The sequence below is a fragment of the Mycobacterium sp. IEC1808 genome (genome assembly GCF_002101935.1).
Taxonomy (GTDB): Bacteria; Actinomycetota; Actinomycetes; order Mycobacteriales; family Mycobacteriaceae; genus Mycobacterium.
The window spans coordinates 109,737-125,414 of sequence record NZ_LQPV01000062.1; the positions used below are offsets into that span (position 1 = coordinate 109,737).

Consider the following 15,678-nt stretch of genomic DNA (forward strand, 5'->3'; position numbering starts at 1 on the left):
GGGACTGTGCGCGAGGCCTTTGGGCAATGCGGCGAGATGAAACTCGCGGCTCATAGCCCCGAAGTGGGATCCTTTTTCAAATGAGCATCCACGACGGATCGCCCGCGTCGCGCCAGTTCGTGGCGTCCTCCCCGTCCATGTCCTCCCAAATGACCGCGTTTGCCACCGGAAAGGGGCGGTACGGTGTGCAGGCGGCGGGCTTCGCGTTGATCTTTGTAATGGTCGGGGGGGTCGTCACCCGGCGAAGCGAGGGAATGGCGATCGCCGGCGCGGGGCTGGTGGCGCTTTCGGTTCTCGCTCTGGCGTGGACCGCGTACGTGTGGTGGCGTTCGCGCCGAAAGATCATCATTGGCGTCACGAGCGAAGGCCTGACCGTCAATCAGCGCGACGTTTTTCCATTCGTTGACGCAAAGCTCGGCCCATGGGTGAACATGGGCCTGGCCCTTCACCTGCGACGTCGCCGTCGCCGGTTTGTTCTCGGCGGACGAGATCGTCGCATCGCTCCCACAACACGGCTCGAGGAGCCGCCCGTACAGACCGTCGACGCGTGGTTGTGGGACTCAGAGTTCGATGAGCTTCTCTCCGTCAGCGGCCGCGGGAGTGGGGTGGATGCGCGCGGGCCTGCACCGGGGGAACCGACTCGGTGTCTGCTGTTTCCCAACCCCTATTTGGCCGAACAGATGGGATCGTTTGCCTTCCGAAAACAAGCTCGACTTCAGCGATCGCTTTCGAAACCGAGCCTGGTCGTTGATGTGGACAACGACGCGATGCGGGTTATGGACCCGACCACCGACGCGCTCAGCGCCTCGGCCTCGCGCGCGGACGTGACCGCGACACCGACAAGTTTCCAGGCGGACAGCGTCACGAGCGGCGATGGCAGCACGCATGACTACCCCGCGACGCCCGGCCTGGTCGTGCGTGTTCCGGGTGCGCAACCACTGACCATCGGATGTCTCGACTTGGTGGGGTCACAATTTCGATTTTCGTGGCGCGGCGATGTGCCTCGGTCGAATGAACGCCCTGCCTATGTGGTCTCGGCGGCGGACTTGCGGACGCTCGTCGAGACATTCGGCCTGGCAACCCATCTGGAAGACGGGACAAATCGGGCTTGACCAGAAACCCGCCGAGTTATCGTGGCGTGGTGGTGGATGAGGCCAAATTGGAACTGATGCTGGCCCGAGACGAACTGCATCAGCTCGTCAATGCCTACTGCCGCGCCGTCGACCGCGCCGATTATGAAGCGCTGCGCGCCCTCTACCACCCCGACGCGACCGACTCGCACGGCTCGTTCTCGACGGGTGGCGTCGAGCAGTTCATCGACCAGCTGCGCGCGGCGGAACCCTACGTGCGTGTCTCCCAACACAACGTCACCACAACGAATTTCGTGATCGAGGGCGACGCGGGCCGCGGTGAAATCTACTGCCTGGTGTTTCACACCTTCGCCGGTCCCGAACACGACATCGACGTCATCATCGGCGGCCGGTATCTGGATCGGTACCTCAAACACGACGGCCGCTGGAAGTTCGGTCAACGCACGATCGTGGCGGACTGGGCGTACCAGAAGGACCCGTCGGAACTGGACTTCGGACACCCCAGCACCCGCGGCAGCCTGCGCGGGCAACCCGGCCAGGACGACCCGTCGATCGGCCTGTTCACACCCGACTGAACCGGTGGCATCCTTCTCGGCATGAGTGTGCGGGACGAGTCGACCGCCGGACGGCAGTTCGTGGCCAAGCTCCCGTTCCCGCTGTCCAAAGCGATGTCGAAAATGATCACCGACGAGGCGCGCCCCAACTGGGTTTACTTCATCGTCATGGGGGTGGCGCTGGCGGCGGTCTACGGGGGCTTCTACCTGGCGGAGCACGCCCCGGCCGGATGGGAGCACACGCCCACCGCCGGAGTGGTCGGCATCGTCCTCGTCGTGATCGCGCTGATCTATGTCGGGTGGCGCGCCACCGGGGAGGTCCGCATCTCCATCACGGGCGACGAGGTCACCGTCATGAAGCGGCACGGTGGTGTCTTCTCGTTCAGTGATGCGACGCTTGGCCTCTGGGCGTACGGCAGCGCGACCAAGGTGATGGGTAGCGCGCTGCACCTGCGGTCCGGTAGCCATCACTTTGTCCTCGGTGGACGGGATCATCGCGTGGCCGCCGGAACGCGGCTCGACGAGCCGCCCCAGGGCTACGTCGACGCCTGGCTGTGGCCGTCGGATTTCGACGAGCTGCTCGCCATCGTCGGCCGCCGAAGTCGCTTGGCTGCGCACCAACCCGGGCCGACCGAACTCGCTCGCTGTCTGCTGTATCCCAACATGGAATTGGCGCAACAGATGTCGACGTGGTCCGTGGTGGGCAAACAACGACTCTTCGCGTCGGCCTCGCAACCACTGGTGGCCCTGGAGCTGGGTGGGGATTCCATCCGCGTGCTCGACGCGAGCAACGGGGCGCTCATCGCGACGGCTCCTAGTGCGCAGGTGACCGCGACGCCGGAAACCTACAAATGCCGGCGGTGGCGAAACGGCCCGTCCTACAAGCAACCCAAGCCGTCGCCCGTTCTCGTGCTGTGCGTTCCCGGCGTGGAGCCCATGCCGATCGGATGCCAGGAGTACCGCGGCGTGCTGGACTTCTCATCGCGGTTCGCATGGCGCGGCACGGTCCCGGATCGGGTGAACCGGCCGGCCGATTATTCGGTCGCGGCCGGCGATTGGCTGCTGCTCGTCGATCGATTCGGCCTGACCCCGGAGCTGGTGGACAGGGCGCAGGTGAATTAGCCGCTCTTGCGGCGGAATTCGCGGCGGCTCTCCACGGGGCCGTGCGCGCGCGGGCGCTTGTCGCCACCGTCTTTGTGCTCCGAAGCGCCCGACGACTTCGCCTTCTTGCGATCGAGGGCTTCACGGAACTTGCGCTTCGTGTCGTCCTCTTCTTGCGGGTTCGATTCGGCCATACCGGCAGCCTAGCCTGGACAGCCGCGGCTGGCTTGTGGTTTTTACCGCTTGCCCGGCGGCATGCCGTAGACGTGCGAAATCCGCAGCGTCATCAGCACCCGCCGGTCGGTGACCATCGCCTCCCGGTACTCGTCCCAGTCCGGATGCTCGCCGGCGATGTTGCGATACAAGGCAATCAGACCCTCGACGGTGTCGTCGTCGGGCGCGGCGGCCGGGGGCGTCAGTTCCGCCTTCCCTTCGGCGACGGCATACGACCATCCGTCGTCGGCGTCGACCAGGATCGAGGCGCGGGGGTCGCGGCGCAGGTTGCGGGTCTTGGCCCGAGGCTCGGTGATCGACACGCGCACCACCAGCTCGCGCGGGTCGAAGTGATAGCTCACGTTCGACAGTTGGGGCCGCCCGTCGCGCTTGATGGTGGCCAGCACCCCGAGGGAGTTCCCGCTGATCACGGCCAACAGCTTGTCGTCGAAGACTTGGCGTCCCATGCACCGAGCCTACGTCGTGGTGAAATCGGGACATGACCAAATACGCAGCGTTCCTGCGCGGCGTCAACGTCGGCGGCGTCAACCTCAAAATGGCCGAGGTTGCCGGCGCGTTGACCGAGGCGGGGTTCGCCAACGTCCGCACGATCTTGGCCAGCGGCAACGTGCTGCTCGAGTCGTCCGCCGGGGCGGCCGCGGTGCGCAAGAAGGCCGAGGCCACGTTGCGCGAGAGGTTCGGCTATGACGCGTGGGTGCTGGTGTACGACATCGACACGGTGCGCGCCGTCGTCGAGGCCTACCCGTTCGAGCGCGAGGTCGAGGGGTACCAGTCCTACGTCACCTTCGTCGCCGACAAGGGGGTGCTCGACGAACTCGCCAAGTTGGGCGGGGGCGCCGATGAGAAGATCAGTCGCGGTGACGGCGTCGTCTACTGGCAGGTTCCCAAGGGCGCCACGCTGGACAGCACGATCGGCAAGACGATGGGCAAGCCGCGCTACAAGTCCTCGACGACAACCCGCAACCTGCGCACGCTGGACAAAGTGTTGCGCTGATTGCCTTGCGCGCCAACGTCACTCGTCGGGCACGTTGGTCAGGTAGCGCATCGCGTCGGACTTGGTCAGCCCCAGCGCCTTGGCCACCTCGACATACTCCTTGGCGGCCGCCGCCATCGCGGCGTCGGTCGGATCGAAGCGGGAGATGAAAGTGCCGAAGCGCCCGCGGGTTTCGACGATCGCCGCCGACTCCAGCTCGCGGTAGGCCCGCGCTACGGTGTTTGCCGCGACGCCGAGCTGGCCCGCCAGGTCACGCACCGTCGGGAGCCGGGAACCGGGCGGCAACGCACCCGCCCGAACCCCGTCAATGACCTGGGTTCTGAGCTGGTCGAACAGCGGTTTGCCCGCCTTCACGTCGACCTTCAGCCAATCCCGCAGCTCCACTTCTTCAGTATGTCCCAAGCACGACTATCTTTGTGGGATGCGAGTAACTGTGCTCAGCGGCGCGGGGATTTCGGCGGAGAGCGGCGTGCCGACATTCCGGGACGACAAGAACGGATTGTGGGCCCGCTTCGATCCCTACGAGCTGTCCAGCACGCAAGGGTGGCGCAAGAACCCGGAACGGGTCTGGGGCTGGTATCTGTGGCGCCACTACCTGGTCGCCGACGTCGAACCCAACGCCGGGCACCTCGCCATCGCCGCGTGGCAGGACCACGCGGATGTCACCGTCGTCACCCAGAACGTCGACGACCTGCACGAGCGCGCCGGCAGCTCCCCGGTGCACCACTTGCACGGAAGCCTCTTCGAATTCCGTTGCGACCGTTGCGATATGGACTACACCGGCCCGCTGCCCCGAATGTCCGAGCCGGCCGTGGAGGTCGAACCCCCGGTGTGCCACTGCGGCGGCCTGATCCGGCCGGACATCGTGTGGTTCGGTGAGCCGCTGCCCGACGAGCCGTGGCAGCACGCGGTGGATGCGACCCAGGCCGCCGACGTGATGGTGGTGGTGGGGACCTCGGCGATCGTCTACCCGGCGGCCGGGCTGCCGGACCTGGCGCTGTCCCGCGGCGCCGTCGTCGTGGAGGTCAACCCCGAGCCGACACCGCTCACCCGCAGCGCCACGATCAGCATCCGCGAGAGCGCGAGCCAGGCGTTGCCGGAGCTGCTGCAGCGGCTGCCCGCCCTGCTGAGGTAGGGCCGCGCGTCCTCGACCGACGCGGCGATCCAAGGACCACCACATGATCCGCGAACGTGATAGCGCAGGCGATATCGCCTTTGACTGTCGCCTATTGGTGCTCGGCGCCCGGCGCGGCGGGAAACCTACGGCCGCCGCGCCCGGCCCAGCGCCAGCTCCGACACCGGCAACGGCGCCCATATCGGCAGCGTCCATTCCCGCCGCGACGTGTCCACCTCGAACCCGGCGTCGACGATCGCCCGCTCGGTGTCGCGATGGGTGTGGCAGTTGCCGAACAGCCTGGGCCACAGCGTCGCGTCGGCGAAGCGCTGCCACCGGCCCCGCCCGCCGGCGCTGGCCACATGCTCGAGGAATCGCAGCTCGCCGCCCGGCCGCAGCAGCGAGTACATCCGGCCCAGCACGCCGGGAACGTCGCGCACCGAGCACAACACCAGCGAGCACACGACGGCATCGAAGAGCTCGCCGTCGCTGAACGCCTCGGCGGTCCCCCCGATCACCATGACCGGCACCGGCGCCGCCTCGGCCGCGACGCGGGCGTGGGCTCTCAGCCGAGGCTCGGGCTCGACGGCGATCACCTGCTCGACCGTCGGCGGATAGTTGGCGAAGTTCGTCCCGACGCCTGCGCCGATTTCCAGCACCCGGCCCGACAACCCGGCCACGTTCTCGCGGCGCAGCGCCCGAACCGCCTCGGTCTCGTGGGCGGCGACGACGGGCCAAACACGCGCGAAGAACGGGTTGTCGATCGTGCGCTCGGCTGCCTGCGTCATTTCCGCGACTCCTCCGGCGGTCGATGCGCCGCCACCCATGCCGCCAACATCTGGGGTGTGGCGTCTCGGCCGCAGTATCCCATTACCAATTGCCCACAGAACACGGAGGACAGCACTCGGTCGGCAAACGCCTCGGCGTCGCCGAACGGCAGGTGTGGCTTGGCGATCAACATGGCCGCGACGCCGTGCAGCGCGCTCCACAATTCCAGCGCGACGGTTGTCGGGTCGACCGGGCGGTAGGTGCCGTCGTCCATCAGCCGCTGCACGGTCGCGCGGATGTGCTTGAACGCGGAGTTGCTCAGCGTGGTGTCGACGCTGCTGCCGGAGCGCCACTCACCCATCGTGGCGATGCGGTACAGCCCCGGGGTCTGGACCGCGAGCCGGACGTAGGCCAGCCCCTGCGCGCGCAAGACCTCCACCGGGGAGGTGTGCGCGGCGGCCAGGCGCCGCATTTCGGGGTCCAGCTTTTCGAAGTAGCGCGCGCACACCGCGTCCAGCAGGGCGTCCTTGTCGGCGAAATGCAGATAGATCGACGGCGGCGTGACGCCGACGCGTTGTGCCACCGAACGGATCGACACCGACCCCGCGTGCCCGGTTTCCAGCAGCAGCTCGGTGGTCGCGTCCAGGATCTCGTCGTGCAGGCGCTCGCCCGAGCCGCGCGGGGCCCGGGCGCGACGCAGACCGTCGACCGACACGTCAACCAATGCGGGTCACCGATTCGTGGACTGGGTGCCCATTGTGTTGCACCGGCTCCCCGGTCGGCTCGGGGTGGAGCGCTATCTCGGAGGGCGCCTCGCTGATGCCGAACCGCTCGTGCACCCACACCAAAGGCTTTGGCGCCCACCAGTTCCAGCGGCCCATCACGTGCATGAAGGCCGGGACCAGAACCATGCGGACCAGGGTGGCATCCGCGAACACGGCGAGCACCAGGCCGAGGCCGAACATCCGCATGAAGGACACGTGCGCGGCGATCAGCGCGGCGAACGACATCGACATCACCAACGCGGCCGCGGTGATCACCCGTCCCGTGCGCGCGACGCCGTGCGCCACCGCTTCGTCGTTGGCGGCGTGCGCGTCTTTTCCGGTCGGGTTCGCCGGTCGGTACTCCAGCCAGTACTCCCGGATGCGGGAGATCAGGAACACCTCGTAGTCCATCGACAGCCCAAAGGCTATGCAGAACAACAACACTGGCATGTTCGCCACCAGCGTCCCGCTGGGCGTGGTGCCGAGCGCGCCGAGGTGGCCGTCTTGGAAGATCCACACCAGCGCCCCGAACGCCGCGCTCAGCGACAACACGTTGCACACCAACGCCTTCAGCGGCAGCACCGCGCTGCCGGTGAGCAAGAACAGCAACACGAACGTGACGGCGGCCATCAGCCCCAGCACGAGCGGGAGGCGGTCGGTCACCGCGTCGACGCTGTCCCGGTTGACCTGCGCGACGCCGCCCATTTCGACGGATCTGCCGCCGGGCCCCGGCACCCCGTGCAACCGCTTGAGCTGCGTGTCATTGGCCTGGGTGAACAGCGGCGCGGTGCTGTTGACGGTCAAGAACGCGCTGCCGTCGACCAACCCCGTGGCAGCGGCGGGTGGGCCCACCGGGTTTCCGTTCACGAAGGTCCCGCCTGGCGCCGAGACGCCCGAGACGTCGGGAACCCGGGACAGGGCGGCGGCGTACTTGTCCAGATCCCCCGGGTTCAGTCCGCGCACGTCACGGACGACGACGGGCACCGCGGTGGCGGAGTCGTGCGCAAACCCGGTGCGCAACTCGTCGCCGACCTGATGCGACGACGCGGAACGCGGCAGCACCCGGTCGTCGGGGAAGCCCCACTTGACCGAGAAGAACGGCAGCCCCAGCAACAGCAGCAGCGCCATGACGGCCAGGCCGATCGGCGCCCAGCGCCGCATCACGAACTTGCTCGACCGGTACCAGAACCACTGCTCGACCGGCCGGTGCAGGGGGTCCGGGCGGCGCAGGGCGTGGCGGATCAGCCGGCGCACGTCCAGCGAGTCCAGCCGATCACCCAGCAGCACGATCGCGGCCGGGGTCACCACGATGGATGCGGTGGCGACGAAGGCCACGGTGGCCACACCGGCATAGGCGAAGGACTTCAGGAAGTACATGGGGAACGCCACCGTCGCCGACATCGACAACGCCACGGTGACGGCGGAGAACAGCACGGTGCGCCCGGACGTGGCCATGGTCCGGATCAGCGCCTCGTTGCGGTCGCTGCCCTCGGCCAGCTCGTCGCGGTATCGGCTGACGATCAGCAAGGTGTAGTCGATCGCCAGCGCCAGGCCCAGGGCGGTGCTGAGGTTGAGCGCGAAGATCGACACCTCGGTGGTGAACGTGATCAGCCGCAGCACCGTCATCGAACCGACCACGGCCAGCGCGCCGAGGGCCATCGGCAGCGCCGCCGCCAGCAGCCCGCCGAACACCCAGATCAGCACCAGGAAGCTCAGCGGAAGCGCGATCATCTCCATGACCACCAGGTCTTCCTGGTTCTGCTTGTTGATCTGCGCGTACTGCATCGCCGGGCCGCCGGCGCGGACGGCGACACCGTCGCGGTCGTGGACGAATTGGTCCGCCAGGGTTTGGGCGTTGCTCTGCGCGTAGTTCTCGCCGCCCTTGAGGTTGATGACGATCATCCCGGACTTGCCGTCCTTGCTGATCAGGTCGGCGGCGGCCTGCGGCGGTGCGGTCCAGGCCGAGGTCACGTTGTAGACCAACGACGACCCTTGCAGGTCGCGGACGAGGTCGATGCCCACCTTGCGCGCCTGGTCGCTCTGGGCGCCCGCCGGCGAGGTCACCATGACCAGCATCTGCTGTCCGCTCTGCCCGAACTTTTCGGTGAGGATCTGGATGGCGTGCGCCGATTCCGAGTTGGGGTCTTGGAAGCCCCCGGGTGACAGGCTCTTGGCGACAGGAATGCCGAAGACGGCTGCCCCGATGAAGACCAGGATCGCGATCGCAATTATCCGTCGTGGCGCAGCAATAGCCAGTCGAGCGATCGCTTGAAGCATGTCCCCGGTCCTCCCGCCGCCGTGCCGGTCCCGCTGGGCCCGCCACTGACTGGGCGGTAACTTATCAGCGATAACTGACAGGTGTCAAACAACACTATCCATAAACACGGCTCCCCGCGGTCGGATGGTTCAAACGGGCCGAAACCCTTCGTTTTCGGTGCGGCGGCTATGGGCTCGGCCCGGAAAATGGCCGGGATCCGTGCGGGTCACGGCGGCAATCCCGCCCGGCGGCCACCGGCCTACCCGCCGGAAACCTACCGGCCGGTAAATTGCCATTATTTTCCGAATCGTGACTCATCGATTCCTTAGAGGCGGCCCATACGCTCATAGTCATGTGGATCGACGACTCGAGTGCCGACGTCATCAAGGCTGACTTCGAGGCTCTCTACCACGGCGACGTGCTGGTGGAAGGCGAGACCTCCGAGCAGTTCGAAGACCAGCACACGCTGCCTACGGCAAGCTGACCGCCATGAGCGTGCTAGCACGGCTGCTGATGGCCGAACCCGCCATCACCCGATGGTTCCGTCGATAGCGACTGATCTTGCTTAAGACGAAAACCCCCCGCGCATCGCGGGGGGTTTTCGTTCCACCGGCTTAGCGGGGGGCCATCCGAATGGCGCCGTCCAGGCGGATGACTTCCCCGTTGAGCATCGGGTTCTCGACGATGTGCACCGCAAGCGCGCCGTACTCGTCGGGGTCACCGAGCCGGGCCGGGTGCGGCACCTGCTTGCCCAGCGACTTTTGCGCCTCCTCGGGCAGCGAACCCAGCAGCGGAGTCTTGAACAGCCCCGGCGCGATCGTCACCACCCGGATCAGCTCGCGCGACAGGTCGCGGGCGATCGGCAGCGTCATGCCGACCACGCCGCCCTTGGACGCCGAGTAGGCGGCCTGGCCAACCTGGCCCTCGAACGCCGCGACCGAGGCGGTGTTGATGATGACGCCGCGCTCCTCACCGAGCGGCTCGGTCTTGGCGATGCGCTCGGCGGCGAGGCGCAGCACGTTGAACGTGCCGATCAGGTTGACCTCGACCACCTTCTTGAAGCCGTTCAGCGGGAAGGGACCGTCCTTGGACAGCGTCTTGATGGCGTTGCCGATGCCGGCACAGTTGACGTCGATGCGCAGCGGGCCAAGCGATTCGGCCACGTCGAGCGCCTTGGTGACGGCGGCCTCGTCGGTGACGTCGGCCTCGACGAAGCGGGCGCGCTCCCCCAGCTCGCGGACCGCCTCCTCGCCCCGCAAGTCCAGCACCACCACCTGCGCGCCGGCGTCGAGGAGCCGCTTGGTGGTGGCCAGGCCCAGGCCCGACGCTCCCCCGGTGACGACGGCTACGGCGTCCTTGATCTCCATGCGGGTTCTTTTCCTCTCGTCCAGCCAACCAGTTGGTTGGCGACTATACCCAGTCCCCGAGGACCGAATGGATGTCGGGCGTCGGCTCCGCCGGGCGCGGAATGTCCGGTGCGGTGCGGGAGAACCGCGGCGCCGGCAACGGCTGCAGGCCGCCGTTCACCTCGTAGAAGGTGTTGCGCTCGGTGATGTGCGGCTCGGTCTGCACCTCCCCGAACGCGAGCACCGGCGTCACGCAGGCGTCCGAGTCGGCGAACACCTTGGCCCAGTGGTCGCGGTCGCGGCTCGCGAACGTCTCGGTCAGCACCGCCCGCAGCTCGGGCCAGCGGGCGGCATCGTTCTGCGGCGGCAGGTTGGCGGCGTCCAGGCCCAGCCCGGCCAGCATCGCCGCGTAGAACTGGGGCTCGATGGCGCCGACGGCGACGTAGCGCCCGTCGGCGCACTCGTACGTGTCGTAGTAGGGCGCGCCGCCGTCGAGCATGTTGGTGCCGCGCACGTCGGTCCACATGCCGGACGACCGCATCTGCCACATCATCTGGATCAGCACGCTGGACCCGTCGACCATGGCGGCGTCGACGACCTGGCCCTTGCCGGACGTCTGCCGCTCCCACAGCGCGGACAGGATGCCGACCAGCAGGAACATCGAGCCGCCGCCGAAGTCGCCGACCAGGTTCAGCGGCGGCACCGGCCGCTCGTTGGCCCGCCCGATGGCGTGCAGGATCCCGTTCAGCGAGATGTAGTTGATGTCGTGGCCCGCCTGCTGGCTCCGCGGGCCGGTCTGGCCCCAGCCGGTCATGCGGGCGTAGACCAGGCGCTCGTTGACCTTCGCGCAGTCCTCCGGGCCCAGGCCGAGCCGCTCGGTGACCCCGGGCCGGTAGCCCTCGATCAGCACGTCCGCCTTGGCGACGAGCTTGAGCACCAGGTCGCGTCCCTCTTCGGACTTGAGGTCGGCGGTCACCACGCGTCGGTTTCGGCTCATGGAATCCTTCACGACCCCGCCCGGCGCCCCCGAGGGCCGGTCGACGCGGACGACGTCCGCACCGAGGTCCCCGAGGATCATCGCGGCGTGCGGGCCGGGCCCGATGCCGGACAACTCGACAACACGCAATCCCTGCAGCGGTCCCGCCATTGGTGCACCCGACCTTTCGTCCGCTCTGACGTCCATCGCATCTTCGCAGCCGCGCCCTGCAGCCGCGCACCCCGGTCACATATGGTGAGCCCCATGCCGGAATCTGGGATCGCCACGCTCGCACCCGTCGCGGGCCTCGACGTCACGCTGACCGACGGCGTGCTGTCGGTGACCATCAACCGCCCCGACAGCCTGAATTCCCTGACGATCCCGGTGATCACCGGCATCGCCGACGCGATGGAACGGGCCGCCACCGACCCCGACGTCAAGGTGGTGCGCCTGGGCGGGGCCGGCCGCGGCTTCTGTTCCGGGGCGGGTATCAGCGCCGACGACATGTCCGGCAGCGGCGGCGTCCCGCCGGACGAGATCGTCCTGGAGATCAACCGGCTGGTGCGGGCCATCGCCGCGGTGCCGCACCCGGTGGTCGCGGTCGTCCAGGGCCCGGCGGCCGGAGTGGGCGTGTCCCTCGCGCTGGCCTGTGACGTCGTATTGGCTTCTGACAAAGCGTTTTTCATGCTCGCCTTCACCAAGATCGGGTTGATGCCCGACGGCGGCGCGTCGGCATTGATCGCCGCCGCGATCGGCCGGATCCGGGCGATGCAGATGGCGTTGCTGCCCGAACGATTGCCGGCCACCGACGCCCTGTCCTGGGGACTGGTCACCGCGGTCTATCCCGCCGACGACTTCGAGGCCGAGGCGGACAAGGTGATCGCACGGTTGCTCGCGGGCCCGGCGGTGGCGTTCGCCAAGACCAAGCAGGCGATCAACGCGGCCACGCTCACCGAGCTGGACGCCGCCCTGGACCGTGAATACGAGGGACAGTCCCGGCTGCTGGTGTCGCACGACTTCAAGGAGGGCACAACGGCTTTCCAGGAACGCCGCGCCGCCACCTTCACGGACCGCTAAGGGCTTACTTCACCCAGAACGGGCAATCCTTCCTCGCGTTGGCTTCGAATAAACTCGCGAGGAACGGAGAATCGATGGTGCGCTGCCTGGTCACCGGGGCGACCGGCTACATCGGTGCCCGGCTGGTGCCCCGACTGCTCGACGAGGGCCACGAGGTTCGCGCCTTGGCGCGCGACCCGGGCAAGCTGGCCGACGTGCCGTGGCGGGAGCGGGTGGAGGTGGCGCGCGGCGACCTCGGTGACGTCGAGTCGCTGACCGCGGCGTTCGACGGGATCGACGTTGTCTACTACCTGGTCCACTCGATGGGCGCCGCCAAGGACTTCGCCGCCGAGGAAGACCGCGCCGTGCGCAACGTGGTGACCGCCGCACGCCGCACCGGGGCGCGGCGGGTGGTGTACCTGAGCGGGCTGCATCCCGAGGGCACCAAGCTGTCCGAGCACCTCGAGTCGCGCACGGCCGTCGGCGACGCCCTCATCGACTCCGGCATCGAGACGGTGGTGCTGCAAGCCGGGGTGGTTGTCGGGTCGGGTTCCGCGTCATTCGAGCTGATCCGCCACCTCACCGACCGGTTACCGGTGATGACCACGCCGAAGTGGGTGCACAACAAGATTCAGCCGATCGCGGTGCGCGACGTGCTGCATTACCTCGTCGCCGCGGCGACGGCGCCGGTGCCGAAGTCGCGGACATGGGACATCGGCGGGCCCGACGTCCTGGAGTACGGCGACATGATGCGCATCTACGCCACCGTCGCGGGGCTCGGGAAGCGATATCTGATTGTGCTGCCGTTCCTCACACCCACGATCGCGAGCCTTTGGATCGGCACCGTCACCCCGATCCCGCCCGGGCTGGCGCGCCCGTTGATCGAATCGCTCGAATGCGATGCCGTGATGCGCAATTCGGACATCGATTCCATCATCGCGCCGCCGGCGGGCGGCCTCACGGGCTACCGCCGCGCTGTCGAACTCGCGCTCGACCGCGAAACGCGCGGCCTGACCGAGGCAACCTGGGCCTCCCTGGAATCGGACCCTGCCGAGCCGCTGCCGAGCGACCCGGACTGGGCCGGCGAGATCATCCACTACGACGTGCGGAGCGCCGAGACCGCCGCCGAGCCCGGCGAGGTGTGGCGGGCGGCCGAGGCCGGGATCGCCCGCAGCCGCCTCTTCCGGGGCTGGGTCGTCGAGGAGCGCAAACCCGGCAACGCGCTGCGACTGAGCTCGGGGCAGAGCTCGGTGGGCCAGGGGTGGCTGGAGATCGGCGTCGCGCCCCGCGACGGCGGGGGCAGCCACTACACGCAGCGGGCGACCTTTGTACCGTGCGGCCTGCCGGGACGGCTTTACTGGGTCGCGTTGCGGCCCTTGCGAATCGCCGCGCTGCGGGCCTTGGCGCGCGACGCCGCGCGAGGCGTCAGACGCCGAACAGCGGGGGCAGTGCGAGCACCATGATCAGGCCCCACACGAAATGCGTCAGCACCGGTGCCAGCACCCCGCCGCTGGCCCGGCGTTCCAGCGCGCACACCGTTCCCAGGATGACCGCGGCGAACCCGAGCATCGGGTTCCCGCTGACCAGGGTCGCGCAGACGTACAGCAGCGTCGAAATCACCACCGGACGGCGCCGGCCCAGCGCGGTGTAGAGCGCGCCGCGGAAGAAGATCTCCTCGGCCACGCCGTTGATCACGGTGATCGCCACGATGAACGGCAGATAACCGTGATGGGCGTACAGCAGCACCCGCGTGATCAATGCGGCGACAGCGGGGATCTCGCGGGCGATCAGTCCGCCCACCAGGAAGGCGCCGCCGAGGAGCAGGCCGGCGATCGTGCCCGTGATGACGGGCCGTTGGTTGCGCCCGCGCCAACAGATACCCCCCAGATGTAAAGGGCCCGAGAGGAATCCACCGGTGAGCCACACGGCCGCCAGCAGCAGGGTCAGCCAGTAGAAGCTCGTGTCGCCCGGGTGGCGGCGCAACGAGAACCCGAGCACCGCCGCGCCCACCGCGAGCGTGATGGCGACGACGACGCGCCGGCGCCGCACCATGCCGGGCGGTTCGTTGTGGGGCACAGCGACATTGGTGATGGCACGGCGCAATTCCGAGGTGACGCTGGCGCGATACGGCGTGGTCGACTGGGTCATGCCGGGCGCACCTTCGCGTTGAGGGCGAGCACGATGTCGAGGCCGGTGCGCACCGCGCCGGCCAGCGGTCCGGGGACATTGTTGACCAGCCGCAGGGTCGGCCGGGCGACGCGCGGGGTGATCGCGCGGGCCAGGCGGCGGATGCGCAGGGCGTCGCCGCCGGCCCACGCGGGGTCGCTGTCGGCCAGCTGGTGGGGATCGGTCAAGGCGTTGACGGGCCTGGGGCGGCGACCGGACCGGTCCGCCAGGGCCAGGGTGATCGCGTCCTCGACGCCGAGCAGTCCACCTGGCGGGTCGGGCACCCGATCGCGCAGGCCGCTGACGGACGCGACCATCGGATGGTCCAGCGACTCGACCAAATCCGCGGCCAGTCCCGGGGGCACCGGCAGCGCGACCCCGGTGACCAGCGATGCCAGGCCGGTGTCGACCCTGCCGACCGGTAGGGCCGCGTGCCACCTGCCGGAGATCCGCGCATACGTCTTGAGCAGCCCGCGGTAGGAGGTCGTAGTGGGCCCGGAGATGTCGTAGGCGCCCGCGGGCACCAGATTGGGATCCGCCGCGGCGACGAGATAGTGCAGGACGTCGCGGATGGAGATCGGGTCGATGGGGTTGTCCATCCAGTTCGGAATCGGGATGAGCGGGAACCGGTCGCCCACGTAGCGCATCATCTCGAACGACGTCGAGCCGGCCCCGATTATCATCGCCGCGCCCAGCCAGACCAGCTCGGGGCCGCCCTCGACCGTCAGGGCCTCGGCCACCTCGGCCCTACTCGTCAGGTGCTCCGACAGCGCCTCGTCGGCGGGCACGAAGCCGCCGAGGTAGACGATGCGCCGCACGCCGGCGTCCCCGGCCGCCACCGCGACGTTGGTGGCCGCGGCCCGGTCGGCGTCGCGGAAGCCGGGCTGCCCGATCGCGTGCACCAGGTAATACAGCACGTCGATCGGGCCGGCGGCGTCCATCGCGCGCTGTACAGATGTTGGATTGGACGCGTCGAGGGTGACGGGTAACACGTCGTCAAACCACCCTAAACGCTTGAGCCGCTCCGGGTTTCGGGTGGCGGTCACGACCTGATGCCCATCCTCCAGCAGCGCCGTGACCAGGCGCGAACCGACATAACCGGTGGCACCGGTGACCAGAATCCGCATACTCCCGACCCTACCGACGATGCGGGCGCATGCAGTCGCTTCGCTGATCCGGAAAAGTTAGAGCGGTATATATCGCGGAATTACCAATACCGGCATCGGCAACATGGGCCGCGTAAGGCGTGCTTATTCA

The 15,678-nt window shown here is 68.2% G+C and carries 18 protein-coding genes; 8 read left to right on the forward strand and 10 right to left on the reverse strand.

Features of this window, described 5'->3' with window-relative positions:
* The first annotated feature begins 80 nt into the window (after positions 1 to 80).
* From AWB92_RS29645 to AWB92_RS24350, 3 genes are read left to right on the forward strand one after another with little or no spacing between them, the layout of a single operon-like run.
* Positions 81 to 1,112, forward strand: a complete 1,032-nt coding sequence (locus AWB92_RS29645; protein WP_142282291.1) for a hypothetical protein — start codon at positions 81 to 83, stop codon at positions 1,110 to 1,112.
* Between the two features lie 26 nt (positions 1,113 to 1,138).
* Positions 1,139 to 1,666: a nuclear transport factor 2 family protein gene (locus tag AWB92_RS24345; protein ID WP_085190221.1), complete on the forward strand. Its 528-nt coding sequence runs from the start codon at positions 1,139 to 1,141 to the stop codon at positions 1,664 to 1,666.
* Between the two features lie 21 nt (positions 1,667 to 1,687).
* A complete protein-coding gene (locus tag AWB92_RS24350; protein ID WP_085190223.1) occupies positions 1,688 to 2,767 on the forward strand; it encodes a hypothetical protein in 1,080 nt (359 codons plus the stop codon).
* Here AWB92_RS24350 and AWB92_RS29880 read toward each other — a convergent pair.
* The gene (locus AWB92_RS29880; RefSeq protein ID WP_158090405.1) at positions 2,764 to 2,940 is read right to left on the reverse strand and encodes a DUF5302 domain-containing protein; all 177 of its coding nucleotides are present in this window, start codon (positions 2,938 to 2,940) and stop codon (positions 2,764 to 2,766) included. The genes AWB92_RS24350 and AWB92_RS29880 overlap by 4 nt on opposite strands.
* 42 nt (positions 2,941 to 2,982) lie before the next feature.
* A complete protein-coding gene (locus tag AWB92_RS24355; protein ID WP_085190225.1) occupies positions 2,983 to 3,426 on the reverse strand; it encodes a PPOX class F420-dependent oxidoreductase in 444 nt (147 codons plus the stop codon).
* 32 nt (positions 3,427 to 3,458) lie between these two features.
* Between AWB92_RS24355 and AWB92_RS24360 the strand changes: the two genes are divergently transcribed.
* Positions 3,459 to 3,974 (forward strand): DUF1697 domain-containing protein, encoded by a 516-nt coding sequence (locus AWB92_RS24360; RefSeq protein WP_085190227.1) that lies wholly within the window; start codon positions 3,459 to 3,461, stop codon positions 3,972 to 3,974.
* An 18-nt stretch (positions 3,975 to 3,992) separates the two neighbouring features.
* Here AWB92_RS24360 and AWB92_RS24365 read toward each other — a convergent pair whose 3' ends face one another.
* Positions 3,993 to 4,358, reverse strand: coding sequence for a GntR family transcriptional regulator (locus tag AWB92_RS24365; protein ID WP_066930370.1), 366 nt, complete (start codon positions 4,356 to 4,358; stop codon positions 3,993 to 3,995).
* Between the two features lie 37 nt (positions 4,359 to 4,395).
* On the opposite strand from AWB92_RS24365, the gene AWB92_RS24370 reads away from it, so the two are divergent.
* The gene (locus AWB92_RS24370) at positions 4,396 to 5,109 is read left to right on the forward strand and encodes an NAD-dependent deacylase (protein WP_085190229.1); all 714 of its coding nucleotides are present in this window, start codon (positions 4,396 to 4,398) and stop codon (positions 5,107 to 5,109) included.
* A 125-nt stretch (positions 5,110 to 5,234) separates the two neighbouring features.
* Here AWB92_RS24370 and AWB92_RS24375 read toward each other — a convergent pair whose 3' ends face one another.
* From AWB92_RS24375 to AWB92_RS24385, 3 genes are read right to left on the reverse strand one after another with little or no spacing between them, the layout of a single operon-like run.
* The gene (locus AWB92_RS24375) at positions 5,235 to 5,876 is read right to left on the reverse strand and encodes a class I SAM-dependent methyltransferase (RefSeq protein ID WP_085190230.1); all 642 of its coding nucleotides are present in this window, start codon (positions 5,874 to 5,876) and stop codon (positions 5,235 to 5,237) included.
* Positions 5,873 to 6,571 carry a TetR/AcrR family transcriptional regulator gene (locus AWB92_RS24380; protein ID WP_085190231.1) on the reverse strand — a complete coding sequence of 233 codons (699 nt, stop codon included), beginning with the start codon at positions 6,569 to 6,571 and terminating at the stop codon, positions 5,873 to 5,875. Before AWB92_RS24380 ends, AWB92_RS24375 begins: the two co-directional genes overlap by 4 nt.
* A gap of 1 nt (position 6,572) precedes the next feature.
* Positions 6,573 to 8,897, reverse strand: coding sequence for an MMPL family transporter (locus tag AWB92_RS24385; protein WP_085190232.1), 2,325 nt, complete (start codon positions 8,895 to 8,897; stop codon positions 6,573 to 6,575).
* A gap of 332 nt (positions 8,898 to 9,229) precedes the next feature.
* Here AWB92_RS24385 and AWB92_RS31165 point away from each other — a divergent pair, with 332 nt between their 5' ends.
* Positions 9,230 to 9,361 carry a hypothetical protein gene (locus AWB92_RS31165; RefSeq protein ID WP_142282293.1) on the forward strand — a complete coding sequence of 44 codons (132 nt, stop codon included), beginning with the start codon at positions 9,230 to 9,232 and terminating at the stop codon, positions 9,359 to 9,361.
* Positions 9,362 to 9,491: 130 nt separating this feature from the next.
* Here the strand turns inward: AWB92_RS31165 and AWB92_RS24390 are convergent, their stop codons facing one another.
* Both AWB92_RS24390 and AWB92_RS24395 read right to left on the reverse strand, forming a co-directional pair.
* Positions 9,492 to 10,244 (reverse strand): 3-hydroxyacyl-CoA dehydrogenase, encoded by a 753-nt coding sequence (locus tag AWB92_RS24390; protein ID WP_085190233.1) that lies wholly within the window; start codon positions 10,242 to 10,244, stop codon positions 9,492 to 9,494.
* Between the two features lie 43 nt (positions 10,245 to 10,287).
* Positions 10,288 to 11,370 (reverse strand): CaiB/BaiF CoA-transferase family protein, encoded by a 1,083-nt coding sequence (locus AWB92_RS24395; protein ID WP_085190234.1) that lies wholly within the window; start codon positions 11,368 to 11,370, stop codon positions 10,288 to 10,290.
* Positions 11,371 to 11,463: 93 nt separating this feature from the next.
* On the opposite strand from AWB92_RS24395, the gene AWB92_RS24400 reads away from it, so the two are divergent.
* Positions 11,464 to 12,276: an enoyl-CoA hydratase gene (locus AWB92_RS24400; RefSeq protein ID WP_085190338.1), complete on the forward strand. Its 813-nt coding sequence runs from the start codon at positions 11,464 to 11,466 to the stop codon at positions 12,274 to 12,276.
* Positions 12,277 to 12,350: 74 nt separating this feature from the next.
* Positions 12,351 to 13,718, forward strand: coding sequence for a DUF2867 domain-containing protein (locus AWB92_RS24405; RefSeq protein WP_085190235.1), 1,368 nt, complete (start codon positions 12,351 to 12,353; stop codon positions 13,716 to 13,718).
* On the opposite strand, the gene AWB92_RS24410 is transcribed toward AWB92_RS24405, so the two are convergent.
* Positions 13,681 to 14,403, reverse strand: coding sequence for a type II CAAX endopeptidase family protein (locus AWB92_RS24410; protein ID WP_085190236.1), 723 nt, complete (start codon positions 14,401 to 14,403; stop codon positions 13,681 to 13,683). The genes AWB92_RS24405 and AWB92_RS24410 overlap by 38 nt on opposite strands.
* Positions 14,400 to 15,548, reverse strand: a complete 1,149-nt coding sequence (locus AWB92_RS24415) for an NAD(P)H-binding protein (RefSeq protein WP_085190237.1) — start codon at positions 15,546 to 15,548, stop codon at positions 14,400 to 14,402. The genes AWB92_RS24410 and AWB92_RS24415 overlap by 4 nt, the downstream gene beginning before the upstream one ends.
* Positions 15,549 to 15,678 lie beyond the last annotated feature (130 nt).